Annotated in this window: 22 protein-coding genes and 1 tRNA gene; 14 read left to right on the top strand and 9 right to left on the bottom strand. The window is 63.6% G+C overall.

Annotated elements, in window-relative coordinates:
- The first annotated feature begins 192 nt into the window (after nt 1–192).
- From DXH78_RS14965 to DXH78_RS14935, 7 genes are read left to right on the top strand one after another with little or no spacing between them, the layout of a single operon-like run.
- Nucleotides 193–1056, top strand: coding sequence for an alpha/beta hydrolase (locus DXH78_RS14965; protein ID WP_115518034.1), 864 nt, complete (start codon nt 193–195; stop codon nt 1054–1056).
- A gap of 19 nt (nt 1057–1075) precedes the next feature.
- Nucleotides 1076–1507, top strand: coding sequence for a cupin domain-containing protein (locus DXH78_RS14960; protein WP_115518033.1), 432 nt, complete (start codon nt 1076–1078; stop codon nt 1505–1507).
- Nucleotides 1508–1552: 45 nt separating this feature from the next.
- Nucleotides 1553–2725: an ABC transporter substrate-binding protein gene (locus DXH78_RS14955; protein WP_115518032.1), complete on the top strand. Its 1173-nt coding sequence runs from the start codon at nt 1553–1555 to the stop codon at nt 2723–2725.
- Between the two features lie 60 nt (nt 2726–2785).
- The gene (locus DXH78_RS14950) at nt 2786–3706 is read left to right on the top strand and encodes a branched-chain amino acid ABC transporter permease (protein ID WP_115518031.1); all 921 of its coding nucleotides are present in this window, start codon (nt 2786–2788) and stop codon (nt 3704–3706) included.
- On the top strand, nt 3703–4701 hold the full coding sequence (locus DXH78_RS14945) for a branched-chain amino acid ABC transporter permease (protein WP_115518030.1): 999 nt from the start codon (nt 3703–3705) through the stop codon (nt 4699–4701). Before DXH78_RS14950 ends, DXH78_RS14945 begins: the two co-directional genes overlap by 4 nt.
- Entirely contained in the window at nt 4698–5450 is a 753-nt protein-coding gene (locus tag DXH78_RS14940; RefSeq protein ID WP_168192847.1) for an ABC transporter ATP-binding protein, read from the top strand. The genes DXH78_RS14945 and DXH78_RS14940 overlap by 4 nt, the downstream gene beginning before the upstream one ends.
- On the top strand, nt 5443–6156 hold the full coding sequence (locus tag DXH78_RS14935; RefSeq protein ID WP_115518028.1) for an ABC transporter ATP-binding protein: 714 nt from the start codon (nt 5443–5445) through the stop codon (nt 6154–6156). The genes DXH78_RS14940 and DXH78_RS14935 overlap by 8 nt, the downstream gene beginning before the upstream one ends.
- A 96-nt stretch (nt 6157–6252) precedes the next feature.
- Here DXH78_RS14935 and DXH78_RS14930 read toward each other — a convergent pair.
- The 3 genes from DXH78_RS14930 to DXH78_RS14920 all read right to left on the bottom strand — a co-directional run bounded on the left by DXH78_RS14930 (nt 6253) and on the right by DXH78_RS14920 (nt 10252).
- Nucleotides 6253–6326 (bottom strand) — tRNA-Gln (locus DXH78_RS14930).
- 144 nt (nt 6327–6470) lie between these two features.
- A complete protein-coding gene (locus tag DXH78_RS14925) occupies nt 6471–7697 on the bottom strand; it encodes an MFS transporter (protein ID WP_115518027.1) in 1227 nt (408 codons plus the stop codon).
- Nucleotides 7698–7891: 194 nt separating this feature from the next.
- On the bottom strand, nt 7892–10252 hold the full coding sequence (locus DXH78_RS14920; protein ID WP_115518026.1) for a xanthine dehydrogenase family protein molybdopterin-binding subunit: 2361 nt from the start codon (nt 10250–10252) through the stop codon (nt 7892–7894).
- Between the two features lie 196 nt (nt 10253–10448).
- Between DXH78_RS14920 and DXH78_RS14915 the strand changes: the two genes are divergently transcribed.
- Nucleotides 10449–11585 carry a Ppx/GppA phosphatase family protein gene (locus tag DXH78_RS14915; RefSeq protein WP_115518025.1) on the top strand — a complete coding sequence of 379 codons (1137 nt, stop codon included), beginning with the start codon at nt 10449–10451 and terminating at the stop codon, nt 11583–11585.
- Between the two features lie 99 nt (nt 11586–11684).
- Nucleotides 11685–12365 (top strand): RlmE family RNA methyltransferase, encoded by a 681-nt coding sequence (locus DXH78_RS14910; RefSeq protein WP_115518024.1) that lies wholly within the window; start codon nt 11685–11687, stop codon nt 12363–12365.
- 23 nt (nt 12366–12388) lie between these two features.
- Here DXH78_RS14910 and DXH78_RS14905 read toward each other — a convergent pair whose 3' ends face one another.
- Entirely contained in the window at nt 12389–14629 is a 2241-nt protein-coding gene (locus tag DXH78_RS14905) for a tetratricopeptide repeat protein (protein WP_115518023.1), read from the bottom strand.
- A 126-nt stretch (nt 14630–14755) separates the two neighbouring features.
- On the bottom strand, nt 14756–16171 hold the full coding sequence (locus DXH78_RS14900; protein WP_115518022.1) for a DHA2 family efflux MFS transporter permease subunit: 1416 nt from the start codon (nt 16169–16171) through the stop codon (nt 14756–14758).
- A 318-nt stretch (nt 16172–16489) separates the two neighbouring features.
- Between DXH78_RS14900 and guaB the strand changes: the two genes are divergently transcribed.
- Complete coding sequence (gene guaB / locus DXH78_RS14895) at nt 16490–17974, top strand: IMP dehydrogenase (protein ID WP_115518021.1); 1485 nt, start codon at nt 16490–16492, stop codon at nt 17972–17974.
- 80 nt (nt 17975–18054) lie between these two features.
- On the opposite strand, the gene arsH is transcribed toward guaB, so the two are convergent.
- The 4 genes from arsH to DXH78_RS14875 are packed head-to-tail and all read right to left on the bottom strand — an operon-like array spanning nt 18055 to nt 20724.
- Nucleotides 18055–18810 carry an arsenical resistance protein ArsH gene (arsH, locus tag DXH78_RS14890; RefSeq protein ID WP_115518020.1) on the bottom strand — a complete coding sequence of 252 codons (756 nt, stop codon included), beginning with the start codon at nt 18808–18810 and terminating at the stop codon, nt 18055–18057.
- Between the two features lie 10 nt (nt 18811–18820).
- Entirely contained in the window at nt 18821–19912 is a 1092-nt protein-coding gene (gene arsB / locus DXH78_RS14885) for an ACR3 family arsenite efflux transporter (RefSeq protein ID WP_115518019.1), read from the bottom strand.
- A gap of 18 nt (nt 19913–19930) precedes the next feature.
- The gene (gene arsC, locus DXH78_RS14880; protein WP_115518018.1) at nt 19931–20365 is read right to left on the bottom strand and encodes an arsenate reductase (glutaredoxin); all 435 of its coding nucleotides are present in this window, start codon (nt 20363–20365) and stop codon (nt 19931–19933) included.
- The gene (locus tag DXH78_RS14875; protein WP_115518017.1) at nt 20362–20724 is read right to left on the bottom strand and encodes an ArsR/SmtB family transcription factor; all 363 of its coding nucleotides are present in this window, start codon (nt 20722–20724) and stop codon (nt 20362–20364) included. The genes arsC and DXH78_RS14875 overlap by 4 nt, the downstream gene beginning before the upstream one ends.
- Before the next feature lie 232 nt (nt 20725–20956).
- Between DXH78_RS14875 and DXH78_RS14870 the strand changes: the two genes are divergently transcribed.
- From DXH78_RS14870 to guaA, 4 genes are all read left to right on the top strand, one after another.
- Nucleotides 20957–21382, top strand: a complete 426-nt coding sequence (locus DXH78_RS14870) for an MAPEG family protein (RefSeq protein ID WP_115518016.1) — start codon at nt 20957–20959, stop codon at nt 21380–21382.
- A complete protein-coding gene (locus tag DXH78_RS14865) occupies nt 21379–22647 on the top strand; it encodes an RsmB/NOP family class I SAM-dependent RNA methyltransferase (protein WP_115518015.1) in 1269 nt (422 codons plus the stop codon). Before DXH78_RS14870 ends, DXH78_RS14865 begins: the two co-directional genes overlap by 4 nt.
- A 198-nt stretch (nt 22648–22845) precedes the next feature.
- Complete coding sequence (locus DXH78_RS14860; RefSeq protein WP_115518014.1) at nt 22846–23766, top strand: hypothetical protein; 921 nt, start codon at nt 22846–22848, stop codon at nt 23764–23766.
- A gap of 131 nt (nt 23767–23897) precedes the next feature.
- The gene (guaA, locus tag DXH78_RS14855) at nt 23898–25469 is read left to right on the top strand and encodes a glutamine-hydrolyzing GMP synthase (RefSeq protein WP_115518507.1); all 1572 of its coding nucleotides are present in this window, start codon (nt 23898–23900) and stop codon (nt 25467–25469) included.
- The last annotated feature ends 84 nt before the right edge of the window (nt 25470–25553 follow it).

Raw genomic sequence — 25553 nt, 5'->3', positions numbered from 1 at the left:
TTTCATTTCATAATCCCCAAAAGGCATGTCGCCGCAGCTCTTTATATAGGCAATGTCCCGCTCAAATAGCAATCAGCCGAATTCTCGCAAACATATCAAATCGTCGAAAATATGATTGACAACGAGATGACCCATGGAGTTTGCTAAAGAAAGGCGGACCGGTGTGGCTGCCGATATTCTGGTGGCAAAGCTGTGCGCATTTATTCGGATGCCGATCGCGAGTTCTTGGACCGGGAATACGACGCCCGGTTGCTCTCCGCCGGCTTCGACAAGGCGGCCATCTACCAACGCGAGAGCGCGCGCGTTTTGGGTACAATCGAGCGCATCCCCGATATCGTCTACGACCCCACGTCGGGCGAGACGCTGGACCTTTACCCTGCGGCCAAGGGTGGTCCGCTATTCGTTTGGATCCACGGCGGCTATTGGCGCTCTTCGAACAAGACCGAGAACGCCTTCGTCGCGCCGGCCTTCCTGAAGGCCGGGGTCAGCGTGGCGAGCATCGATTACACGCTGGCGCCGGCGGTCTCTCTGGATGAAATCGTCAGGCAAGTCCGCGCCAGCATCGCCTGGCTCTACACCAACGCCGCAGCCTACGGGTTTGATGGAAGACGGATTCATATCGGCGGTCATTCGGCCGGCGGTCAGCTCGTCGGCATGCTGCTCGCCGATGGCTGGCGGCAGTCGTTTGGTTTGCCCGAGGGTGTCTTCGGCGCCGCGCTGAGCGTGAGCGGCCTCCATGATCTGCATCCGCTCGTGCATAATTTCGTCAACGAGCCGCTGTCGCTCGATCACGCGTCAGCCAGTCGCAACAGCCCGCTCGAACATTTACCGGCGCGCAGCACGGCGCATCTGATCGGCACGTGCGGCGGTCTGGAATCGTCGGAGTTCAAGCGACAGACCCGCGATTACGTCGACGCCTGGAAGGCGAGGGGTTTCGGCGGCGAAGAAATCGCGATGCCGGGCTTCCACCACTTCGACATCATCCTTGAGCTTGAGAAGTCGGAAAGTCCGTTGTTTGCCCGGACCATCCAGCGCATTCGCGAATACACCAATTGATCAACGCAGGAATATTGACATGAAGATCACGTCCGGTGTGCGGCCAGCGAACGAAGGTATCGAAGGCAAGTCGTGGAATATCCTGGGCCAAACTTATGTGCCCAAGCAGGTGACGGAGTCGTCTTTCACCTGGCACGCCACGCTGCCGCCGGACAGCTTCGTGCCGCGGCACATTCACGACACGCAAGACGAGTTCATCTATCTGATTGAAGGAAATCTTGAATTCGTCATCGGTGCTGACGAGGCCAAAGGCGGGCCCGGCGACCTTGTTTCCTTACCCAAGGGCATTCCCCACAGCATCCATAACCGCTCGGGAAAGACCGTGAAATGCGTGTTCTGGGTGTCACCCACGCGCATGCTCTACGACTATTTCGGCAAAATTTCCGGCCTGACAGATCCGGCCGAGGTCGAGCGGCTGGCTGGTGAGCACGAAGTGCCGTTCGTCAAATGATCTAAGGACGTCGTTTCAATTACGAGAGTCAAAACAGGAGGGAATATGAAAATTGCATCGTTGTGGGCAGGTGTCGCGCTTGCCGTCTGTACCGGCGTGGCTGGGCCCGCGGCTGCGCAGGAGAAGATCAAGATCGGTCTTATTCTGACACTTTCGACCCCGGTTGCCGCCAACGGCGTGCAGTCCAAGAATGGTTTCGATCTGGCGCTCAAGGAACTTGGCGGCAAGATCGGCGGACGCGAAGTCGAAGTATTTGTGGCTGACGACGAGGCCAAGCCGGATGTTGCGGCCACCAAGGTCAAGGGGCTCATCGATCGCGACAAGGTGAATTTTGTCGTCGGCCCGATCCTGTCGAACGTTCTCGGCGCGATCATCAAGCCGGTCGCCGACTCGCAGACCATCCTCATCAGCCCGAACGCCGGTTCGTCGGCACTCGCCGGCAAGTCCTGCAGCCCGTATTTCTTCTCGACCTCGTACCAGAACGACCAGGTCCATCAGATTTCCGGCAAGGTTGCACAGAGCCGCGGCTACAAGAAGATGTACCTGATGGCGCCCAACTATCAGGCCGGCAAGGATGCGATCGCCGGTTTCAAGATTGATTACAAGGGCGAGATTCTCGAAGAGAACTACGTTCCGCTCAACACGCTCGATTTCCAGTCCGAACTGACAAAGATCGCTGACATGAAGCCCGATGCGGTTTTCGTGTTCCTCGCCGGCGGCATGGGCGTCAACTTCGTCAAGCAATACACCCAGGCCGGACTCGCCTCGCGTATTCCGGTGCTGTCGTCCTTCACCGTGGATGAGGCGACTCTGCCGGCGCAAGGTGAGGCTGCGTTGGGCATGCAGGCCGGCTCGAACTGGGCGCCGGACCTCAAAACGCCGCAGAACCAGAAGTTCGTCGATGCTTACGTAAAGGCCTACAACGCGGTGCCGGCGACCTACGCCATGCAGGCTTATGACGCCATCATGCTGATCGATTCCGCGGTGAAGGCGGTGAAGGGCGATCTGAGCAACAAGGCTGCCCTGCAGGCTGCGCTGCGCAAGGCGGATTTCGTGTCGCTGCGCGGACCGTTCAAGATCAACCGCAACGGCTTCCCGATTCAGGACTTCTACCTTACGAAGGTCGGCAAGCGTGCCGACGGCAAGTTCGAGACGCAGATCGTTGAGAAGGTGTTCGAGAATTATGCCGACCGCTACGTCGGCGAATGCCCTCTCTGATCCGACCCGGCGACTGCATGCCCTTAGGCGTGCAGTCGCTTCTTTTTTCCGGAGTGCCGAATGTCGCCAACACTTGCCGCGGTACAGCTGCTGAACGGCATTCAGCTTGGCCTGATTCTATTTCTAATTGCCGCGGGCCTGACGCTGGTTTTCGGCGTCATGGACTTTCTCAATTTGGCGCACGGCGTTCAGTACATGATCGGCGCATATCTTCTGGCGACGATCGCGGCGGCTACGGGTTCATATGTGGTGGGGCTACTCCTGGCGCTGCCGGCGGCGCTGCTGCTGGGGCTGGCCCTCGAGCTGTTGATATTCCGGCATCTATATTCGCGGTCGCATCTTGATCAGGTTCTGGCCACTTTCGGCGTCATCATCTTTCTGTCCGAGGCGGTGCGGATGATCTGGGGCGTCTCGCCGATCTCGGTCGACATTCCGCCGGCGCTGTCGGGCGCCATCGAGCTGTTCGATGGCTTGAACTATCCTGTGTGGCGCATCGTCATCATTTCCTCCGGCCTTGCCGTGGCAGCGTTGCTGTATGTCGTGGTCGGCCATACGCGGCTTGGCATGCTGATCCGCGCCGGATCGACCAGTGCCGATATGGTCTCGGCTCTTGGCGTGAACATCAAGCTGCTGTTCAGATTGGTGTTCGGCTTTGGCGCCATGCTGGCGGGGTTTGCCGGCGCCATCATCGCGCCGCTGCTCAGCGTCGAGCCCGGCATGGGCGACAACGTATTGATTCTCGCTTTCGTCGTGATTGTGGTTGGCGGTATCGGTTCGATCCGCGGGGCTTTCATTGCCGCGATCCTTGTCGGGATTGTCGAAACGCTGGGCCGCTCCATCGCCGTGCCTCTGCTGAAGCTCATGCTCGATCCGGCTGCGGCGAGCCAGAGCGGCCGGGCCGTGGCGCCGATGCTGGTCTACATCCTCATGGCGGCTACACTCGCGGTACGGCCCGCAGGCCTTTTCCCGGTGCGCCGATGAGCCTTGTAACAGAGGAAAAAGCCGCGTCCGCGGCAAGCGATGCCACGCTGCTCCGCCGGAAGGCGGATGTCATTCTGCCGATTCTGATCTTTGGTTGTCTGCTGTGCGTTCCCTTCATTGCGCGCCTCGGAAGCGAGAGCTACGTGCTGTCGCTCATGACGCGCGTGGTTATTCTTGCCACCGCCGCGATCGCGCTGGATCTGCTGATCGGGCAGGCGGGCATGATCAGCCTGGGGCACGCCGCCTATCTCGGCATCGGCACTTACGCGGTCGGGATCCTCGCGGCGCATGGCATTACCAATATCGCCATCATCGTGCCGCTGGCGCTCGTTGCTGGAGTCATCTTCAGTTTTGCGACCGGGATTATCGCCATCCGGTCGCAGGGCGCGTATTTCATCATGATCACGCTGGCCTTCGGTCAGATGCTGTTCTTCGTCGTTACCGCACTGGCGCAATATGGCGGAGACGACGGTATGACCTTGTCCGCGCGGAGTGACCTGTTCGGGATCGAAATCTTCAAATCCGACCGGTCTCTGTACTTCGTCGCGTTCGGCTTTCTGTTGGCGATGTACCTGCTGCTGCGACGAATCGTGCATTCGCATTTCGGACGTGTGCTCGCGGGCACGCGGGAGAACGAAGTGCGCATGCAGGCCATCGGTTTCAAACCGATGCAGTATCGGCTGTGCGCCTACGTGATTGCCGGCACGGTGACGGCTCTGGCGGGTGTGCTGCTCGCCAACCAGGCCAATTTCGTCAGCCCGTCGACAATGACGTGGCAGCGCTCGGCGGAGCTCATGTTCATCGTCGTGCTTGGCGGTGTCGGCAGTCTGCATGGGGTTATTCTGGGCGCCGCGGTCTTTCTCATTGGTGAGGAATACCTGGCTCAATGGACCGAGCATTGGCCGATTGTGTTCGGGCCGCTGCTGATCCTGACGGTTTTCTTTGCCCGCAACGGCCTGATCGCACTGTTCCCCGGCTCCGGGAGGCGCTTGTGAAGCCGCTTCTGTCCGTCCAGCAACTCTCGAAGAGCTATGGGGCCCTCAAGGTCACCAACGACATCAGCTTCGACATCGCTGAAGGTGAGCTGTTCGCCATCATCGGGCCGAACGGCGCCGGCAAGACGACGCTCATTCACCAGCTGTCCGGCATGTTGTCTGCGGATTCCGGCCAGATCCTGTTCAATGGCGTCGACGTGACGCAGCAATCGATGCCGGACCGCGTCAAGGCCGGATTGGCCCGATCCTTTCAGATCACGTCCATCCTCCCGCGTTTCACAGCGTTGGAGAATGTCGCGACCGCGATCCAGGCGCGGCGGCATTCGAGTTTCCGCTTCTTCGACCGAGTGGCAAATGACGAAGGTCTCAATGAACCCGCCCGTGCCATTCTGAACGAGGTCGGGCTTGACGGCCGTCATCACGTGCCGGCCGACAGCCTGTCCCACGGCGAGAAGCGTCAGCTCGAAGTTGCCATTGCGCTGGCGACGCAGCCCAAACTGCTGCTGCTGGATGAACCGCTGGCCGGCACCAGCCACGACGAGTCGCGGAACATCACCAACCTTCTGCGGGCCTTGAAGGGCAGGATCACCATCGCGCTGATTGAGCACGACATGGAGGCGGTATTCGCCTTGGCCGATCGCGTGGGCGTGCTGGTCTATGGCCGGATGATCGCGGCGGGCGCGCCGGCCGACATCCGCGCCAATGCCGAAGTGCGTGCGGCCTATCTCGGGGAGGAGACGCATGCCTGAGACGCTTTTGCAGGTCCATGGTCTCAAGGCCTCCTACGGCGCGGCGCAGGTCCTGTTCGACATCTCCTTCGAAGTCGCGGCGGGCGAGGTCGTCACGTTGCTCGGCCGCAACGGCATGGGAAAAACCACGACCGTTCGCTCGATCATCGGATTGCAGGAGCAGCGCGCGGGGCTGATCCGGTTTGACGGCCAGAATTTCACGGCGTCGCATCCGCCGTACCGGATAGCGCAGGCCGGCATCGGCCTCGTGCCGGAAGGCCGGCGGATTTTCCCCACGCTGACCGTGCGGGAAAATCTGGTGGCCACGGCGGCCTCGCGCGCTGGCCGGGCCCGCTGGTCGGTGCCCGAAGTCTACAAGCTGTTTCCCCGGCTTCAGGAACGGCAAGGAAATCTTGGCAGTCAACTATCCGGTGGCGAGCAGCAGATGCTGGCGATCGGCCGCGCGCTGCTGACAAATCCGAAGCTGCTTGTTCTCGACGAAGCAACCGAAGGCCTGGCACCGCTTATCCGCCAGGAAATCTGGCGCGTTCTCCGACTGCTTAAATCCGAAGGCCAGTCGATCATCGTCATCGACAAGAATGTCGATGCGCTCGCCGACTTTGCCGACCGGCATTTCGTCATCGAAAAGGGACGGGTGGTCTGGAGCGGCGACAGCGCCGCACTGAGATCGACCCCCGACATCAAGGATAAATTCCTGCACGTCTGATGTGTGCGGCTGCGCGCGGAGTTTCGGAATACCGAAGCCACCGAATGCGGCTGCCGACGTGCTGTTTCCAAGAACTGCGCGAGTGCCCGGAGAGGCTGGCTGGGGAACTAGGATTCGAACCTAGACAAACAGAGTCAGAGTCTGTTGTGCTACCGTTACACCATTCCCCAGCAGGGGCGGGCGGGGACCTTTGCGAGGCCGCCCAGCGGGTAAGAAACCCGCGCGCCGCGCCTTCACATGGGACAATTCGGCCGATTTGACAAGCCCGCGCTCGCGCCGAATTGCAAAATCCTTAAGCCAGCGTTGTCAGGGACTTATGCGGCCTCCCGGGGCCGCTTCGGCAGCGTCGTCACGGTCAGGATGGCGATCAGGGCGGCGGCCGCCACAACGACGAACACCAGCCGCGGGTTGCCGGCGTCCATCAGCGCACCGAAAATTACCGGCGCGACGATGCCGCCGAGATTGAAGCCGGTGGTGACGAAGCCGAACACCTTGCCGAAGGAGCCTTCCGGGGTGGCGTCGCGCACGATCATGTCGCGCGACGGCGCGATGATGCCGGTCGAGAAGCCCTGCGCAGCCATCACCGCAATCAGCAGCAGAGTGCCGAAGTCGAACGTGGCGATCAGGGCCGCCGCGACGGCGGCGCCGGCGATGCCGAGCGCGGCCACGGTCGAATGCAGCGCCGTACGGGTCACCAGCAGGCCGCCGGCGAGCACGCCGATGGCCGAGAGCGTCAGCATCGCGGTAAGCGCCGTATTGGCAATCGTCACCGGCGTTCCGTACAGCGCGCCGAGCGCGACCACCGAGTAATTGCTCATGCCGCTGTTCATCACGGCAATCAGGATGAAGAACACAAGATTGAGCAGGATCGGCGGTGACAGCAGCAGGTCCCAGCTCGCCGACTTGCCGTCGCGCGCCGCGCCAGGCTTCGGTGTGGCCGGCGTGGCAGACGCCTGTTCCCGCACCATCAGCACCGCCAAAGCGACAACGAGGCCCATGATGCCGGCGCCGATGAAAGCGCCGCGCCAGCCCCATGCGCTCTGCATCAGCAGCAGCGTCGGCGGCGCCACCGCCGAACCGAGGACGCCGGAAAAGGTGTGTATCGAGAAGGCCTGGCCGATGCGCTGCGCCGGGACGTGCCGCGACAGCAGCGCATAATCGGCCGGGTGATAGACGGTGTTGCCGATGCCGGCGAGGGCGAACATCGCCACCAGAAACCAGAACGAGTTGACGAAGCCGGCGAGCAGAAAGGCCATGCTGCCGAGCACCAGCCCTGCGACCAGCAGGAGGCGCGCGCCGAGGCGGTCGATCAGAAAGCCGGCGGGCGTCTGCAGCAGCGTGGAGACGATGTTGAAGGTGGTGAGCGCCAGGCCGATCTCGGTGTAACTGACGTTATACTCGGCGCGCACGAAAGGCAGCAGCGGCGCCAGGATGATGATGAAGTAGTGCGACATGAAATGCGCGGCACACACCACGCCGATCATGCGCAGCGGCGAGGCGGGCGCGCCCCGCGTCGGCGGCGCGTCGGTCAGTTGGGTCATCGGCGTTTCTTCCCGGCAGTTCTTATGATTTATCGCGGCCCGAACCGTCAATCAAACGTCTTTCGGGCAGGGTGTCTATGCAGCGTGGGGCAAGAAGGTCGCGGAGCTTGCGCTTATCCCTCCCCGAAGACGGGGAGGGATAAGAGACTGTGCCGGTAACCCGGGGGAGCGGAGCCTAAGCCGGGAGCGGGCGCTTACGCCACCTTCGCGCTCTTCGCCTTTTCGATCGCTTCCCAGATCTTCGACGACGTCATCGGCATGTCGAGATGCTTGATGCCGAATTCGGCGAGCGCGTCGATCACCGCATTCGCGACGGCGGGCAGGCCGCCCGACGTGCCGGCTTCGCCGCAGCCCTTGGAGCCGAGCGGGTTGGTCTTGGTCGGTACCGGACGGTTATCGACGGCGATCATCGGCGCGTCGTGGGCACGCGGCATGGCGTAGTCCATAAAAGAACCGGTGACGAGCTGGCCCGCATCGTCATAGACGACGCCTTCGAGCAGGACCTGACCGAGACCCTGCACGATGCCGCCCTGCACCTGGCCTTCGACCAGCAGCGGGTTGAGCACGGTACCGAAATCGTTGACCGCGTTGTACTTCACCACGCGCGTCAAGCCTGTGTCGGTTTCGATCTCGACCTCGACGACATGCACGCCGTTCGGATAGGTGCCCGGCACCGCTTCGGTGACATGGGAGATGTCGAGCGTTGTCGGCACGCCATCGGGCAGCTTGAGGCCGCCGCGCAATTGCGCCGCCAGATCCATGATGCCGACCGAACGGTCGGTGCCGGCGATGGTAAAGGTGCCGGCCTTGAACTCGATGTCGCCGGCTGACGCTTCCAGCACATGTGCGGCGATCTGCTTGCCGTTCTCGATGACCTTGTCGGATGCCTGCACGACCGCGGTGCCGGACAGCATCGCCGAACGCGAGCCGCCCGAGCCGCCGCCGGCGATGAGCTGGTCGCTGTCGCCCTGCAGCAGATTGATCTGGTCAAACGGAATGCCGAGCTTGGCGCTAAGCACCTGCGCGAAAGCCGAGGCGTGGCCCTGGCCGTAATCGAGCGTGCCGGTGATGATGGTGACGGTGCCGTCGGCATTGAAACGGATGCCGCCCATTTCCTGCGTCATCGCCGCCGTGGTTTCGACATAGCAGGCGACGCCGAGACCGCGCAGCTTGCCGGCCTTCTTTGAGGCGCGCTTGCGCGCGGCAAAGCCCTTGACGTCACCGACGTCGAGCGCCTGCTTGAACAGGCCGGGGAAGTCGCCGCAGTCATAGGTCGTGCCGGCCGGCGTCGCGAACGGCATTTCCTTGGGCTTGATGAAGTTGCGGCGGCGCAATTCGAAGCGATCGATGCCGAGTTCGCCCGCGGCGATGTCGATGCAACGTTCGATTGACAGTGCGCCTTCGGGGCGGCCCGCGCCGCGATAGGCGGAGACAATAGTTGTGTTCGAGTAGACGCACTGCGTCGACACTTCGAGCAACGGCGTCTTGTACATGCCGATGATGTTCTTGGTGACGTTCAGCGTCGGCAGTAGAGGGCCGAAATTGGCGCACCAGGCGCCGAGATTGCCGTAGCCGGTCATTCGGATCGCCTGGATGTGGCCTTCCTTGTCGAAGCCGACTTCGACGGTCATGTCGAAGTCGCGGCCCTGATGGTCGGACACGAAGCTGCCGGAGCGGTCGTCGGTCCACTTCACCGGGCGGCCGAGTACCTTCGAGGCGTGTAGAATGCAGACATATTCCGGATAGGGCGTCGCCTTCATGCCGAAGGAGCCGCCGACATTGCCGGTGAGGATGCGCACCTTTTCCGCCGGCGCCTTGAGGATGTCTTTCAGCAGATTCTTCATGCCGAAGACGCCCTGGCTCGACGAGTGCAGCGTCCAGTGGTCGTTCTTGCCGTCATATTCGCCGATCGCCGAGCGCGGTTCCATGGCAGCCACCATGATGCGCTGGTTGACGAGCGGCAGGCGCACCACATGCGCCGAATTCTTCAGGGCTTCGCCGACCTTGGCCGGATCGCCGTGCTGGAAGTCGAGCGCGATATTGTTCGGGATGTCGTCATAGAGCAGCGGCGCGCCGGGCTTGGCGGCTTCGCGCGCCGAGGTGACAGCAGGCAATGGCTCGATATCGAGCGAGACGGCCTCGGCGGCGTCTTTGGCCTGGGCGACGGTCTCGGCGATGACACAGGCGATCGGATCGCCGACGAAGCGCACCTTGTCGGTCGCGAGCGCCGGGCGCGGAACGTGGCGGATCGGCGAGCCGTCGCGGCTCTTGATCGGCAGGTAGCACTTGAGGCCATTGTAAGCCGTAAGGTCTTCGCCAGTGAGCACGGCGAGCACGCCGGGCATGGCCTTGGCGGCTTCGGTATCGATGCCGCGGATGATGCCGTGCGGCTCCGAGGAGCGGACCATCCAGGCGTAAACCTGCTTCGGCAGGTTGATGTCGTCGTTATAGCGCCCCTTGCCCTGAACGAGGGTGGGATCTTCCTTGCGGGTCACCGGCTGGCCGATACCGAATTTGGTCAAGGAAAGGGCGGTCTCGGTCGTTCTGTCGTCCATGGTCGCGCTTTTCGGGCTTGAATGTCGGGGCGGGGTACCGTCCTGAGATAGTCTACCGGGCCCCGCCGGACAACTATGGCTTTCGGGACCGAGGGTTGCGTGTCCCACTGGCGCTGTTACACTTTTATGGACAGTGGAAAAACAGCGCCGTTCCCCGCGGGGTAGGCGGGCGGGAAACGGCTGAGAGGTTGACGATATGAGCGGCGGGGCCGGGGATGACCCAGGTCTCGACCCCGCTTTTGGCCGGGTGTCCCAGGTTCCTCCTGGTGGGCAGCCCCGGTGGGGTCGGCGGTCGCCAGGAAGCGGAGAAAGCGAACGCGAGGCTGCCAATGGCAGCGATCGCGGGGGCCCGACCTATGCCGCGCTCGATCTCGGCACCAACAACTGCCGCCTACTGGTTGCGCGTCCCAGCGGCGACAGTTTCCGCGTTATCGACGCTTTTTCCCGAATCGTCCGGCTCGGCGAAGGCATTTCTGCCTCCGGCCGCCTGAGCGAGGCAGCGATCGGCCGCTCGCTGGAAGCCCTGGAGATCTGCCGCAACAAGATGCGCAACCGCGGCGTGACCCGCGCGCGGCTGGTGGCGACCGAAGCGTGCCGCGCTGCGGTGAACGGGGAGGAATTCCGCAACCGCGTCGCCGAGCTGCTCGGGTTGGAGCTCGAGGTCATCAACCGCGAAACCGAGGCGGAGCTGGCGGCGACGAGCTGTACGCCGCTGATCGATCCCGATGCCGCGGGGGTAGTTTTGTTCGACATTGGTGGCGGCTCGTCCGAGCTGGTGCGGCTCGATCGCTCCCCCACCGATGGGCGCGGGCCGCCGCCGCCGCGTATCCGTGGCTGGGTGTCGCTGCCGCATGGTGTGGTGACCCTGGCTGAACGCCACGGCGGGCTTCAGGTGACGCGCGACATCTATGAAGCGATGGTGGCCGAGGTCGCGGCGCTGATCGAGCCGTTTGCCCGCGAGCATGGTGGCGGCGATCTCGGCGGCGTCCACATGCTCGGCACGTCGGGCACGGTGACGACGATTGCCGGCGTGCATCTCGATCTGAAGCGGTACGACCGCAACCGCATCGACGGCTGCTGGCTCGGGGCCGACGAGATTGACGCGGTGCTCGAGCGCTTGCTGGCCATGTCCTACGAAGAGCGCGTGGCGAGCCCCTGTATCGGCGCCGATCGCGCCGATCTGGTGCTGGCGGGCTGCGCCATTCTGGAAGCGATCCGCCGCGCTTTTCCATGCCCGCGCCTGCGCGTCGCCGACCGCGGCCTGCGCGAAGGCATGCTGGTGCAGATGATGCGCGAGGACGGCGCCTGGGGCGGGCCGGCGGCCGCTTCATGAAATTCCTGCATCATTCCGGGCTCGTGTGCATCGTGCGTCGAAGACGTGCGTAAACGCGCTATTGCGCACACGCCCCGGAATGACGGATAGAGTTTCGCCATGACCAAGAAGCCATCCAGCGGCGCGCGCGACCTCAAGGTGCGGGTGAAGACCGCCCGCAAGCGCAGCAACTCGTCGACGATGTGGCTGCAGCGGCAGCTCAACGATCCTTATGTGGCGCGGGCCAAACGCGAGGGCATGCGCTCGCGTGCGGCCTTCAAGCTGATCGAAATCGACGACAAGGCGCGCTTCCTCAAGAAAGGCGCGCGCGTGGTCGATCTCGGCGCCGCGCCGGGCGGCTGGTCGCAGGTGGCGGTGAAGCGCGTCGGTCCGCAAGGCAAGGTGATCGGCATCGATCTTCTCGACATCGAGCCGATCACGGGCGTCGATTTTCGTGTGTTCGATTTTCTCGATCCGGGTGCGCCGGACCTGCTGAAGGAGATGCTCGGCGGGCCTGCGGATGTCGTGCTGTCCGACATGGCCGCGAATGCCACCGGCCACCGCAAGACCGATCAGATCAAGATCGTGGCGCTGGTCGAGGCCGCGGCCGAGTTTGCCCGCGACGTGCTGGCGCCAGGCGGAACGTTTCTCGCCAAGGTGATCCAGGGCGGCCTTGAGGGCACGCTGCTGGCGACGTTGAAGAAAGACTTTGCCAAGGTGCAGCACATCAAGCCGCCGGCCAGCCGCTCGGATTCAGCGGAGCTATATCTGCTGGCAACCGGCTTCAGGGGCGAGAACTAGGCTCCGACAGGGCGCATGGCGGATTACCGCCACACGTCCGTGAAGCGTACGCCGCGCTTCCTGGCCTGCATTTGCTGGAAATACAGCTCCCGCTTTTCGCGTTCGCTCAGCGCGCGCGGTTGCGGCGTTTCGCGGACGATGCGGGTGGCGCGCGACTGACGCTCGGCCGCCTTGCGTTCGGCCATGCGCTCGGCCTGTTCGCGCAATTTGCGCTCGCGCGCGGTCTCGCGCTTCGGCTCGGGCTTTTTGTCGGCCTTCTTGTTCGGTTTGCTCTTGTGCTTGGGCGTCGAGGCGGTGACGTCCTCGTCGTCGGCGCGCGGGTTCTTCGGCGGTGTCGCGACCGCGACCGTTTCGTTCTTCGCCACGGGCGACGCTTCTTCCTGCGCCGTCTTCTTGCCCTTGCCGGCCTTCTTCAACTCGGCCTCGCGCTTGGCGTTATCCGCCTCGCGCTTCCTGGCTTCGGCTTCGCGCGCGGCAGCTTCCTGCTCGCGCTTGATATCGCTTTCGATCGACGCCAGCGCCTGCTTGGCGCTCGCCATGCGGTCGTTGAGCGATATGGCCTTCTTGAAGTCGGCCATGGCGCGGTCGCGGTCACGCGCGGCGACATGGAGGGTGCCGCGTTCATAGTAAGCCTGGAAGTTGTTCGGCTCGCGCGCGATCACGATGCCGTAGTCGGCGAGCGCGCCGGCGGCATCGCCGTTTTCGGCGCGCAAACTGGCGCGTTCGAGATAGGGCGCGGCCGGCTTACCGTCGAGCGCGATGGCCTGATCGAGATCGGCCAGCGCCTTGGCGCGGTTGCCCTTGCTGCGCTGAATTTCGGCGCGGGCGCGGTAGATCGCCGGGTTTGAAACCTTCAACTCAATGGCGCGGTTGAAATCCGCGAGCGCCTTGTCGTTGTCGGCCTTGGACGCGTAGATGCGGCCGCGCTCGGCGAAAGCGAGCGCGTTATTGGTGTCGGCGGCGACTGCCTTGTCGAGATCGGGCAGGGCGCGGGCATAGTCCTTCTTCTTCGCGAAGGCGAGGCCGCGCAGCGCCGCGGCATCCGTATTGTCCGGCTCGATCTTGAGCATGAACTCGGCGTCTTTCAACGCGCCGTCGGCATCGCCGTCGTCGAGCTTGAGGTTGCCGCGCACCCGCAGGCCATTGACGGTCCACTGCGACTTCAGCGCCTTGCCGATATCGGCATAAGCGCGCTTTCTGTCGCCCTTGTCGCGCCAGGCTTCGGCGCGCATGCGCAGGACCAGCGATTGATTGTCGTCGATCGTCAGCGCGCGGTCGAGCACAGCGATGGTGCGGGCAAGATCGCCCTTCTTGCGCCAAACCGCGGCTTGCGCCGTCAGCGCGGTGACGCTCTTGGGATCCTGCCGGAAGGTTTCGTCATAGTCGCGGATGGCGCCGTCGAGATCGTTGGAGGCTTCGCGCGCCTGGGCGCGCAGCATCAGGTTGTTGGCATCGGGCTCGAGGCGAACCGCGCTGTTGAAGTCATCGAGGGCGCGGGCGTAGTTGTTCTGCCGCATATAGAGCTGGCCCCGGCCGCTGAAAGCGTTGGCGTGGTTCGGCCGCAGCGCGATGGCCTTCTGATAATCTTCCAGCGCGCCGTCATTGTAGCCGAGGTCGCGCTTGACCGCCGCTCGGTTGATGTAAGGCGAGGCCGAGCTTGGATCGAGCGCGATCGCCTTGTCGTAATCGGCGATGGCCTGGCCGAAATTGCCGCGCGCATACCAGGCATTGCCGCGGTTCTGGTAGGCGGGGGCGAAGTCCGGCGCGAGATCGATGGCGCGGTTGAAGTCGCCGATGGCATGGGCGATGTCGTGGCGGTCGAGATAAGCGAGGCCGCGCAGCGCATAGGCGACGCCGAGCGCTTCGCCCTTCAGTTTGCCGGTGCCGATGATCCCGGTGCAGGACGTGATGCGGTAGGGCGCGAGATTTTCCGTCTGCGTTGCGCAAATGCGGGCATCGCTGCCGCGCGGGCGCGGCGGCAGATCCTTCGGCATCGCCTGTTTGATGTCGCTGTGTTGGGCGACCGGCAGGCCGCTCAGCGCATTGGTGCCGGCCGGTCGGCGCTCGTAGCGCGCGGCAAAGGCCTGCGCGCCATCGCTGTCGGCGCGCATTTCAAAAGTCTGGCCGTTGAGATCGCGATAGAAAATGCGCGCCTGTGCGTCCGCTTCGTCGGCGGAATAAACACCGAGCGCGAAGGCGAGGGACGCGACAAGGCCAGCGCCAAACGCGCCTTGTGCAAGCCTGATCGATCGCCCTGAACGCATAACGCCGCCTTGCCGCAATTAACCATATTGCCGGTGCAAATCTGTCAGTGCTTCAATGCGTTGTCCATCGCATGGGTCCGTATTCGTTAACCAGTTTGCTTCCATGGTTAACGTCTAAAATTTGAATCAAATTTTCGCGTCGGGATCTTTCGTGGTGATGGAGGCGCGGCCGGACAATTCGGCGCCGGCGTCGAGCGGCAATCGCACGAAGATCAGCACCGACAGCACGGAGATGCCGGCGACGATGACGAAGGCCGGCGGGAAGTCGGCAGCGATCAATTGCGTATGGCCGTGCCAGGCGGCGGTGAGGTCCACCGCCAGCGCGCCGATGGCAACGCCGGTCGACATCGACAATTGCTGGGCGACGCTGACCAGCGAGGTGGCGCGCGACACTCGTGCAGGCTCGATGTCGGCATAGGCGAGCGTATTGATCGAGGTGAACTGCAGCGAGCGGCAGAAGCCGCCGACGAACAGTAGAGCGATCATGATCGCGGGCGGCGTCGCCTCGGTGAACAGGGCGCAGACCGCGAGGAAGGCGGCGCTGATGAAAGTGTTGATCAGGAGAATGTTGCGGAAGCCGAAGCGCCGCAGCAGGCCGGCCGTTGCCGCTTTCATGCCCATCGCGCCAGCCGCGGCGGCGAAGGTGATGAGGCCGGAATGAAACGGCGTCAGGCCGAAGCCGAGTTGCAGCATTAGGGGCAGGAGGAATGGCAGTGCGCCGATGCCGACGCGGAAGATGAAACCGCCAACGACGCTGGCGCGAAAGGTCGGGATGCGAAACAGGGTGAGATCCAGTGCCGGCACCGGCGTGCGTTTGGCATGGATGAGATAGGCGGCAACGAAGATGGCGCCACCGACCACCAGGCCGATGACGATACTCCACGGCAGGAAGTTCAGCCCGGCGACCGACAGGCCGAAGGCGATTCCGGCGATCCCGAGCCCGGCATAGATCATGCCGACGACGTCGAAGCGCTCATGCGTCTCGGCGCGGACATTCTCGATATAACGGCTGGCGAGGAGGATGCCGGCAATGCCGATCGGGATATTGATGAGGAAGATCCAGTGCCAGCTGAAGTAGGTGGTGATGAAGCCGCCGACCGGCGGGCCGATCACCGGGCCGATCAAGGCCGGCATGGTCACCCAGGCCATGGCGCTGACCAGTTCGCGCTTGGAGATGGTGCGCACCAGCACGATGCGGCCGACCGGCGTCATCATGGCGCCGCCCATACCCTGCAGGATGCGGGCGAAGACGAAATCGGTGAGCGAGGATGACAGCGCGCAGCCGATCGAGCCGACCATGAACACGGCAATGGCGGCACGGAACACGACCGAGGCGCCGAAGCGGTCGGCGGTCCAGCCGGAGGCGGGAATAAAGACCGCCAGCGAGAGAAGATAGGAGGTGACGGCGAGCTTGAGCGCCAGCGGGTTGGTGCCGATATCGGCCGCGATCGCCGGCAGCGACGTCGCGATCACCGTAGAATCCATGTTCTCCATGAACAGCGCGACCGCGATGATCAGCGGGACGATGCGGTCTCGGCGCATGGGGACTTCGATCCGGCGGGAAAGGCGCGGCGGGCGGCTGTCTGCAAGCCGTTCAACCGCAAAGCGGGCCGCAAGGAAAGTCCCAAAACCGTGACCGCCCTGTGGCTGTGGGGTTTCATGGCGGCGTTGCGGAAATCGCCTAGGAATCGCCCGGCGAACCTGCTACGGACCCACGCCAACCCAAAAGCGGGCTTCGATGACGGTGGGGATGTTTCCCCGCGGGGGCTGATCTATATCCAGCCCTCCGGTTTTGCCTCTCGGCGCCGGGCCCGGCCGCTTTTGATAACGCGCCCTTTTTGGGCAGGACGGAGTTGGCGAATGGCCGCAAACAAGCTTATCGAAGCGCTTACTTTCGATGACGTGTTGATCAGGCCCGGCCTGTCCACGGTGATGCCCTCCGACGTCGATATTCGCAGCCGCGTCACCGCCTCGATCCCGCTCAACCTGCCGCTGATCGCTTCGGCCATGGATACGGTCACCGAGTCGGCCATGGCGATCGCCATGGCGCAGTCGGGCGGCATGGGCGTCATCCACCGCAATCTCGAGCCCGAGCAGCAGGCCGCCGAAGTCCGGCAGGTCAAGAAATTCGAAAGCGGCATGGTGGTGAACCCGCTTACCATTGCCCCGACCGCGAAGCTGCAGGAAGCGCTCGACCTGATGAAGGCCAACCGCATCTCCGGCATTCCGGTGGTGGAAGGCGGCGGCAATGGTCGCGCCGGCAAGCTGGTCGGCATTCTCACCAACCGCGACGTGCGCTTCGCCAACGATCCGCGTCAGCCGGTCTCCGAACTGATGACCAAGGACAAGCTGATCACGGTGAAGGATGGTGTCAGCCAGTCCGAGGCCAAGAAGCTGCTGCACCAGCACCGTATCGAGAAGCTGCTGGTGGTTGACGAGCAGTATCGCTGCGTTGGCCTCATCACCGTCAAGGATATCGAGAAGGCGGTCGCCAATCCGAGCGCCTGCAAGGATGAGCAGGGCCGTCTGCGCGTCGCCGCCGCGACCACGGTCGGCGACAAGGGCTTTTCCCGCACCGAGGCGCTGATCGCCGCCGGTGTCGATCTCATCGTCGTCGACACGGCGCACGGCCATTCGCAGCATGTGCTCGACGCCGTCAGCCGCATCAAGCGGCTGTCGAACAAGGTTCAGGTGGTGGCCGGCAATATTGCGACCACCGAAGGCGCGCAGGCGCTGATCGACTCTGGCGCCGACGCCATCAAGGTCGGCATCGGTCCAGGCTCGATCTGCACCACGCGCATCGTCGCCGGTGTCGGCGTGCCGCAGCTCACCGCCATCATGGAAGCGGTGGAAGCTGCGAAGAAACACAACATCCCGGTGATCGCCGACGGCGGCATCAAATATTCCGGCGACTTCGCCAAGGCGCTGGCTGCCGGCGCCGATGTCGCGATGGTGGGCTCGCTGCTCGCCGGCACCGACGAGACGCCGGGCGAGGTGTTCCTCTATCAGGGCCGCTCCTACAAGAGCTACCGTGGCATGGGCTCGGTGTCGGCGATGGCGCGCGGCTCGGCCGATCGCTATTTCCAGCAGGACATCAACGACACCATGAAGCTGGTGCCGGAAGGCATCGAGGGGCAGGTGGGTTACAAGGGCCCGGTTTCGGGCGTACTGCATCAGCTAGCTGGGGGCCTGCGCGCCGCGATGGGCTATGTCGGCGCCAAGGATCTCGACGAACTGCACGACAAGGCGCGCTTCGTGCGCATCACCGGTTCGGGTCTCCGCGAAAGCCACGTTCATGACGTGACCATCACGCGCGAAAGCCCGAACTATCCGAGCCAGGTGTAATAACAAAGCGCAGTGTAGCCGCCTGCTGTCGCGTGTGAGCACGCCCTCACGAACGGATCAGGCGCGCCGGTCGGTGTCTCTCACGCGGAGCGCTTCTGAGGCGCGATCGCAACAGCCGAGTGATCGGTCGCCGGGTCTATTGCTTTGCCGGCCGCCTTCCGTTCCGAATAACGGTCGACGAGATGCGCCGCGTGAGGGCGGGTGAGGACGGTGAAGCGGACCAGTTCCTCCATCACGTCCACGATACGCTCGTAATAGCTCGACGGCTTCATCCGCCCACCCTCGTCGAACTCCCGATAGGCTTGGGCAACGCTGGACTGGTTGGGGATCGTGATCATCCTCATCCAGCGGCCCAGAAGCCGCAGCGTATTGACTGCGTTAAAGCTCTGCGAGCCGCCCGACACCTGCATCACCGCAAGGGTGCGTCCCTGGGTCGGGCGCATGCCGCCCATGTTGAGCGGCAGGTTGTCGATCTGGGCTTTCATGAGACCCGTGATCGTTCCGTGCCGCTCGGGGCTGCACCAGACCATGCCTTCGGACCACATGGCGTGCTCGCGCAATTCATGGATCGCCGGGTGGTCGTCGCCATCGATCTGGTCCGGAAACGGCATCTCCGAGGGGTCAAAGATGCGGACCTCGGCGCCGAACAGGCGCAACAGCCGCGCAGCTTCCTCGGTGGCGAGTCGGGAGTAGGAGCGCGGCCGCAGCGATCCATAGAGCATCAGGATGCGCGGCTTGGGCTCCTCCGGTCCAAGTCCGAGTCCGGGACGCTCCACGACAAAGCGTTTGTCGAGCGCCGGCAGAAAGTCCGGGTCGGGTAGGGTACGCAAACGCATGATGACGTTCCTAAGGCCGGCTGGCCGTCACCGGCGCGACGTCCGGTGACGAGCCGCGGAAATATCGGCTGCTGAGCCAGAGCGCGACGTGCACCAGCAAAATGAGAACCGGGACTTCGACGAGCGGCCCGATGACCGCGGCGAAAGCCACCGGCGAAGCAAGCCCAAAGGCCGCGATCGCGACGGCGATGGCCAGTTCGAAATTATTGCCGGCTGCCGTGAAGGCGACTGCGGTCGTGCGCGGATAGTCCGCCGCGATCAACTTGCCCATGGCGAAGCTGACCAGGAACTGGACGACGAAGTAGATCACCAGCGGCACCGCGATCAGGAGCGCGTCGAATGGCAGCCGCACTACGTCGCCGCCTTTGAGGCTGAACATGGCGGCGATCGTGAAGAGCAGCGCGACCAGGGTGATCGGACTGATCTTGGGGAGGAAGACGTCGCGGTACCACTCCGCGCCTTTTCGCGCGATCAGGATATGACGGGTAAGATAGCCCGCCGCGAACGGAATGCCGAGATAGATCAGAACCGCCTCGGTGATAGTCCAGAATCCGACATCGACCACGCTACCTTCCAGCCCGAACAAAGGGGGCAGGACCGACAGAAAGAACCAAGCGTAGGTCGAAAAGAACAGAATCTGGAAGATCGAATTGAAAGCCACCAGACCGGCGACATACTGATTGTCGCCTTCCGCCAACTGATTCCAGACCAGCACCATCGCGATGCAGCGGGCAAGACCGATCAGGATCACGCCAGTCATGTACTCGGGGTGATCGCGCAGGAAAATTACGGCCAGCGCAAACATGAGTACCGGCCCGGTGATCCAGTTCTGCACCAGCGAAAGAACCAGCACGCGCTTGTCGGCGAAGACGCGATGCAGTTCCTCGTATCTGACTTTGGCGAGGGGCGGGTACATCATCAGGATCAGGCCGACGGCGATCGGGAGGTTCGTCGTGCCGACCGACATTGCATCGAGCGCCACGGGAAGACCGGCGAACGTGGTTCCGAGGAATATTCCAAACGCCATCGCCGCGAATATCCAGACGGTCAGATAGCGGTCGAGGAAGGACAGACGGCGCGCCGGCTGCTGCATGTTGGACATTCGAAATTCCCTACGATCTTAGATGAGCCTGTTGCCCGTGGCGTCGATTACGCGCTCGCCGTCTTCCTTGGCGAAGGCGCTTCTCTGGGGCGGCAGCAGGTCAAGGACGGTTTGAGAGGGACGGCACAGTTTCACGCCCTTCGGTGTGACCACGATGGGTCGATTGATCAGGATCGGATGGCTCTCTATGGCATCGAGCAACTGGTCGTCGGTCAGTTCGGGAGCGCCGAGGCCGAGTTCCGCGTAGGGCGTGCCTTTCTGGCGCAGGATGTCCCGAACGGAAGCACCCATCCTCTCGATGAGATTCTGCAACAGAGCACGCGAAGGCGGAGTTTTGAGATACTCGATGACATGCGGTTCAAGCCCGGAATTTCGGATCATGGCCAGCGCGTTGCGCGACGTCCCGCAATCGGGGTTGTGATAGATGATGACGTCGGTGTCGTCCGTGCTCATGCCCGCGGCCTTCGCTTGCTCCAGGCGGGGGCCGATGATTTCACGGCGGCGGGCTCAATTGCGCACGCGCTGGTCTCTCCACCGCAGCAATTCTCTGTGAGATAAGCCAGCAGTTCGCTCATGGCCGCGAAGTTCGCCGTATAGATCAACGACCGTCCATCACGGCGGAAGGTAACGAGACCGGCCTGCTTGAGCTGATTCAAGTGAAACGACAACGTTGCCGAGGGGAGGCCGAGCTTCTCGCCGATATGACCGACTGGGCGCCCTTCGACGCCAGCCTGCACGAGCAGCCGGAAAATATCGAGCCGGGAACCCTGTGCGAGAGCCGACAAGCCAGTAACGACCTGTATCTTTTCCATATCTCCAGTATAATGGAGATATGGAAAAATGCAAGGTGCCGGATGTGTCACGTGGGCAACGTCGCTCGTTGCGGAGTCGTGACTTGCAGTATTGTCAGCCTGCCGAGATTTGGCCGCAACGGAATTCGCGTCTTCTGCCCTAGCATGTAGATGTACTGACGCTGAGGTCATTGTCGCTTGCCAGCGAGCGCGGTTCAGCCTAACGCAAGCGCGCTATTGGAGTGAAATGCCCATGTCGATCAAGATGATCCTGCTGCCGCTATTCATTCAGGTGGCGCTGACCTTCGTCATTCTGTTCTGGATGGCGCGCTCGCGCATCGGTGCGCTCAAGGCGGGTCAAGTCAAAATGGGCGACGTGGCGCTCGGCCAGACCGCATGGCCGACGCACGCGCAGCAGGTTTCCAACAACTATCACAGCCAGCTTCAGCTGCCGGTTCTGTTCTATGTTTTGACGCTGCTCGCCATTGCTACGCGGCAGGCCGATCTGCTGTTTGTGGTGATGGCCTGGCTGTTCGTTGTGTCCCGTCTGGCGCATGCTTATGTTCACACCACCACCAACTATATGCGCCACCGCTTCAACGCCTTCGCGGCGGGCGTGTTCATTCTGCTGGCCATGTGGGTGATCTTCGCCGTTCGCATTCTTCTGGCGACAGCATGACCCCTTCGGCGCGGCTTGAGGCCGCCATCGAGATTTTGACATCCATCATCAGCGAACGGCGCCCGGCGCCGGATGCGCTGAAAGGCTGGGGCCAGGCACATCGCTTCGCCGGCTCGGGCGACCGCGCGGCGATCGGCGGGCTCGTATACGACGCGCTGCGCCGCAAGGCTTCGAGTGCGTATCTGATGGGTGCGGACACGCCGCGCGCGGTCGTGCTCGGCATGCTCAAGCGCGAGCGCGGGCTGGACGGTGAGGCCATCGCCAGGCTGGCGAGCGGCGGGCAATATGCGCCGGCGGCGCTCAGCGACGACGAGCGCGCGCGGCTCGATGGCGCAAGCCTCGACGGCGCCCCGGCTCATATCGCGGGCGACTATCCCGACTGGCTCGATGACGCCTTCGCGCAGAGCTTTGGCGATCAGCGGGCGGAAGAGGGCGCGGCCTTGGCCTCGCGCGCGCCGCTCGATCTGCGCGTCAATACGCTGAAAGCGGACCGCGAAAAAGCGGCGGCGATGCTGGCCGATCTCAAGCCCGAAGTGACGCCGTGGTCGCCCTGGGGGTTGCGCATCGCGCTGGCAGCCGACGCCAAGGCGCCGCCGATCCATGCCGAGCCGGCTTTCATCAAAGGTTTCGTCGAGGTGCAGGACGAAGGCTCGCAGCTTGCCGCCTTGTTCTCGGGCGCCAAGCCCGGCGAGCAGGCGCTCGATTTGTGCGCCGGCGCCGGCGGCAAGACTTTGGCGCTGGCGGCGATGATGGAGAACAAGGGCCAGCTCTTTGCCACCGACGACGACAAAAGGCGGCTGGCGCCCATTCATGAGCGGCTGACGCGCTCGGGGGCCCGGAATGTGCAGGTCAGGACACCGAAGTCGGTTCACACCGAGATCGACGACCTCCAGGGCCGCATGGACCTGGTACTGATCGACGCGCCCTGCACCGGAACCGGCGCCTGGCGGCGCAATCCGGACGCCAAGTGGCGGATGCGGCCCGGCGCGCTCGAACAGCGGGTGAAGGAACAGGCCGATATCCTCGATCGCGCGGTCGGATTTCTCAAGCCGGGCGGGCGGATCGTCTACATCACCTGTTCGCTGCTCGATGCCGAGAATGGCGCCCAGGTGCGCGGCTTCCTGGCCCGGCATACGGATTTTACTGCCGCGGCACCGGGCGAGGGCGTTGTCCCCGGCGCGCGGCGCTCGGCCGAGGGCGTGCTGCTGACGCCGCAGACGACCGGGACCGACGGCTTTTTCGTTTCGGTGCTCCGCCATTCGTGACCGCGGGGCGTGTTTCGGGAAATGACCGGGGGTGTATTTCCGGAATTCATGGCCGGAGGCCGTGTTTCCGGAATTCATGACCGAAGGTCATGTTTGGGGAATTCCTCGATTGCGCCGCAATCCCGGCCAAAAAACCTCGGGAAGATTCTGTGTGGTCGGAACCGATCACAGGCATATCGGCGGGGATTAGACGTGACCATGGCGGCAAGACGTGAGCCCACTTTTCACAGCGTCGGACGGGCTGACGATCATCATGCGCCGGTCGGGGCCGTCCATCTGGGGCAACCGATCAAGTCGGGCTCGCACTTCACCCGCTTCATCTCAGGCTTCCAGGCGATCAGCACCTTGATCGGCGTGCCGCTGGCGCTCGCCTCCGGCTACACCCTGTATCGCACCAATTACGCGCCGGAGACCGGCTGCGCCAACCTGCGGGCCTCGATCGTGTCGATGCTCGACAAGAATGTCGACCCGGCGACTCGGCGCATGCTGGTCAAGCGCGACGTCGAAGCCTTCGAGCAGCGCTGCGGCGGCTTCGATCCCGACGCGCAGGCGGCATTCAAGGCGCTGCTTGCGACTGAAAAGGGCGTGGCACAAGTGGCCCCGACCGCGAAGGTTGCGCCGAAGCCAGCAGCGCCCGTCATAAAAGAGGCGGCCAAGGAGCCGCCGAAAGAAATCGCAAAGGAAGCCACGAAGGTGGAGCTGCGTCCGACGATTGTCGACAAGAAGCCGGTGGCTGTGGTGGCCCAGCCCGAGCCGGTGGCTCAGGACGCGCCGATGACCGATGCGCGCTGGCTCGACGCCGTGAGAAATGCGCTGACCGATCAAACGGCGGATGCCGGCGAGCGGCCGCGCAAGGCGGCGCCGCCGGAACCCCTGCTTCAGCCGAACTGGAGCGTCAGTGCGCCGGCCGCACAGCCGATAGCGCAGAGTGCCGTCGCGCCGCTGCCGCCGGCCGTCGCAGTCAGCGATGTCCAGCGGACGACGCCGGCCGATCCCAACCGTCCGGTGCCGCCAGCGTCAATTCCGGCGGCTCAATATGCCAATGGCGGCGCTAATAGCGGATCTTGGGTCGCCCAGATCCCGTTCGTCGGCCGGATGATCGACCGCAGCGGTAACTGAGCCGGACGCGGCGGGGCGGCTTTTCAGTTTTGACGTGGAAGGCCGCGCCGCCCAGTTGCGGCGCGGGCATGACTTGCTTATTTCAAAGTATGAACCCAGCCGCCCCCAAGTCCGCCGCCAGCCCCGTCAACATGACCCTCGGTCATGAATCTGCCGATCATGACAAGGTCCTGATCGTCGATTTCGGCTCGCAGGTCACCCAGCTCATCGCCCGCCGCGTGCGCGAGGAGGGCGTCTACAGCGAAATCGTGCCGTTCCAGAAGGCCGAAGAGGCTTTCCGCACCATGCGGCCGAAAGCCGTCATCCTGTCCGGCGGCCCGGCCTCCGTGCTCGATGCCAGCGCGCCGCTGGCGCCGCAGGCGATCTACGAGGCCGGCGTGCCGGTGCTCGGCATCTGCTACGGCGAGCAGGCGATGGCCCAGCAGCTCGGCGGCAAGGTCGAGGCCGGTCACCACCGCGAATTCGGCCGCGCCGAAGTCGAGATCACGGCGGACTCGCCGTTCTTCGAAGGCGTCTGGGTCAAGGGCGAGAAATACCCGGTCTGGATGAGCCACGGCGACCGCGTCACCGAACTGCCGGAAGGCTTCCGCGTGCTCGGCAAGGCGCCCGGTTCGCCGATCTCGATCATCGGCGACGACGCGCGCCGCTTCTACGCCATGCAATTCCACCCCGAAGTGGTTCACACGCCGCACGGCGCGGCGCTGCTGCGCAACTTCGTGCGCAAGATCGCCGGCCTCACCGGCGACTGGACCATGCGCGCCTTCCGCGAAGAGGCGATCGAAAAGATCCGCGCCCAGGTCGGCAAGGGCCGCGTTATTTGCGGCCTGTCCGGCGGCGTCGACAGCGCGGTGGCGGCGGTGCTGCTGCACGAGGCGATCGGCGATCAGCTCACCTGCGTGCTGGTCGATCACGGCCTCATGCGCCTCGCCGAGGCCAAGAAAGTCGTCGCCATGTTCCGCGACAGCTACAACATTCCGCTGGTGCATGTGGACGCGAGCGACACCTTCCTCAAGGCGCTTGAGGGCGTCGACGATCCGGAGGTCAAGCGCAAGACCATCGGCAAATTGTTTATCGATGTGTTCGAGGCCGAGGCGAAGAAAGTCGGCGGCGCGGATTTCCTGGCGCAGGGCACGCTCTATCCCGACGTGATCGAGAGCGTGTCGTTCACCGGCGGGCCGTCGGTGACCATCAAGTCGCATCACAATGTCGGCGGGCTGCCCGCGCGCATGAACATGAAGCTGGTCGAGCCCTTGCGCGAACTGTTCAAGGACGAGGTGCGCGCGCTCGGTCGCGAGCTGGGTCTGCCGGACATGTTCGTCGGCCGCCATCCGTTCCCGGGGCCGGGGCTCGCCATCCGCGTGCCCGGCGCGATCACCAAAGAGAAGCTCGATATCCTGCGGCTGGCCGACGAAATCTATATCGAGGAAATCCGCCGCTGCGGTTTGTACGACGACATCTGGCAGGCCTTCGCCGTGCTGCTCCCGGTGAAGACCGTCGGCGTGATGGGCGATGGCCGCACTTATGAGTATGTCGTTGGCCTGCGTGCCGTGACCTCGGTCGACGGCATGACCGCCGACTTCTATCCCTTCGATATGCGCTTCCTCGGCATGGTGGCGACGCGCATCATCAACGAGGTGAAGGGCGTCAACCGCGTCGTCTACGACGTGACCAGCAAGCCGCCGGGCACGATTGAGTGGGAGTAGGCGACCGGAAAGTGCTCGCGAGAGATTGATTAATATCTGAGTTTGTCGCCTTATTGGGCCTTTCGTGGCTATTCATAAAAGCCG

The sequence above is a fragment of the Undibacter mobilis genome (assembly GCF_003367195.1).
Classification (GTDB): domain Bacteria; phylum Pseudomonadota; class Alphaproteobacteria; order Rhizobiales; family Xanthobacteraceae; genus Pseudolabrys; species Pseudolabrys mobilis.
This window is presented reverse-complemented; position numbering and strand designations above follow the sequence as displayed.

Coding starts and splice junctions, on each gene's coding strand:
- DXH78_RS14945 (WP_115518030.1), top strand. CDS start 3,703: ATGAGCCTTGTAACAGAGGAAAAAGCCGCGTCCGCGGCAAGCGATGCC.
- arsH (WP_115518020.1), bottom strand. CDS start 18,810: ATGCGTTTGCGTACCCTACCCGACCCGGACTTTCTGCCGGCGCTCGAC.
- DXH78_RS14925 (WP_115518027.1), bottom strand. CDS start 7,697: ATGACCCAACTGACCGACGCGCCGCCGACGCGGGGCGCGCCCGCCTCG.
- DXH78_RS14960 (WP_115518033.1), top strand. CDS start 1,076: ATGAAGATCACGTCCGGTGTGCGGCCAGCGAACGAAGGTATCGAAGGC.
- guaA (WP_115518507.1), top strand. CDS start 23,898: ATGACCCTCGGTCATGAATCTGCCGATCATGACAAGGTCCTGATCGTC.
- DXH78_RS14865 (WP_115518015.1), top strand. CDS start 21,379: ATGACCCCTTCGGCGCGGCTTGAGGCCGCCATCGAGATTTTGACATCC.
- DXH78_RS14955 (WP_115518032.1), top strand. CDS start 1,553: ATGAAAATTGCATCGTTGTGGGCAGGTGTCGCGCTTGCCGTCTGTACC.
- DXH78_RS14900 (WP_115518022.1), bottom strand. CDS start 16,171: ATGCGCCGAGACCGCATCGTCCCGCTGATCATCGCGGTCGCGCTGTTC.
- DXH78_RS14935 (WP_115518028.1), top strand. CDS start 5,443: ATGCCTGAGACGCTTTTGCAGGTCCATGGTCTCAAGGCCTCCTACGGC.
- arsC (WP_115518018.1), bottom strand. CDS start 20,365: ATGAGCACGGACGACACCGACGTCATCATCTATCACAACCCCGATTGC.
- guaB (WP_115518021.1), top strand. CDS start 16,490: ATGGCCGCAAACAAGCTTATCGAAGCGCTTACTTTCGATGACGTGTTG.
- DXH78_RS14950 (WP_115518031.1), top strand. CDS start 2,786: ATGTCGCCAACACTTGCCGCGGTACAGCTGCTGAACGGCATTCAGCTT.
- DXH78_RS14905 (WP_115518023.1), bottom strand. CDS start 14,629: ATGCGTTCAGGGCGATCGATCAGGCTTGCACAAGGCGCGTTTGGCGCT.
- DXH78_RS14920 (WP_115518026.1), bottom strand. CDS start 10,252: ATGGACGACAGAACGACCGAGACCGCCCTTTCCTTGACCAAATTCGGT.
- DXH78_RS14915 (WP_115518025.1), top strand. CDS start 10,449: ATGAGCGGCGGGGCCGGGGATGACCCAGGTCTCGACCCCGCTTTTGGC.
- arsB (WP_115518019.1), bottom strand. CDS start 19,912: ATGTCCAACATGCAGCAGCCGGCGCGCCGTCTGTCCTTCCTCGACCGC.
- DXH78_RS14910 (WP_115518024.1), top strand. CDS start 11,685: ATGACCAAGAAGCCATCCAGCGGCGCGCGCGACCTCAAGGTGCGGGTG.
- DXH78_RS14870 (WP_115518016.1), top strand. CDS start 20,957: ATGTCGATCAAGATGATCCTGCTGCCGCTATTCATTCAGGTGGCGCTG.
- DXH78_RS14875 (WP_115518017.1), bottom strand. CDS start 20,724: ATGGAAAAGATACAGGTCGTTACTGGCTTGTCGGCTCTCGCACAGGGT.
- DXH78_RS14860 (WP_115518014.1), top strand. CDS start 22,846: ATGGCGGCAAGACGTGAGCCCACTTTTCACAGCGTCGGACGGGCTGAC.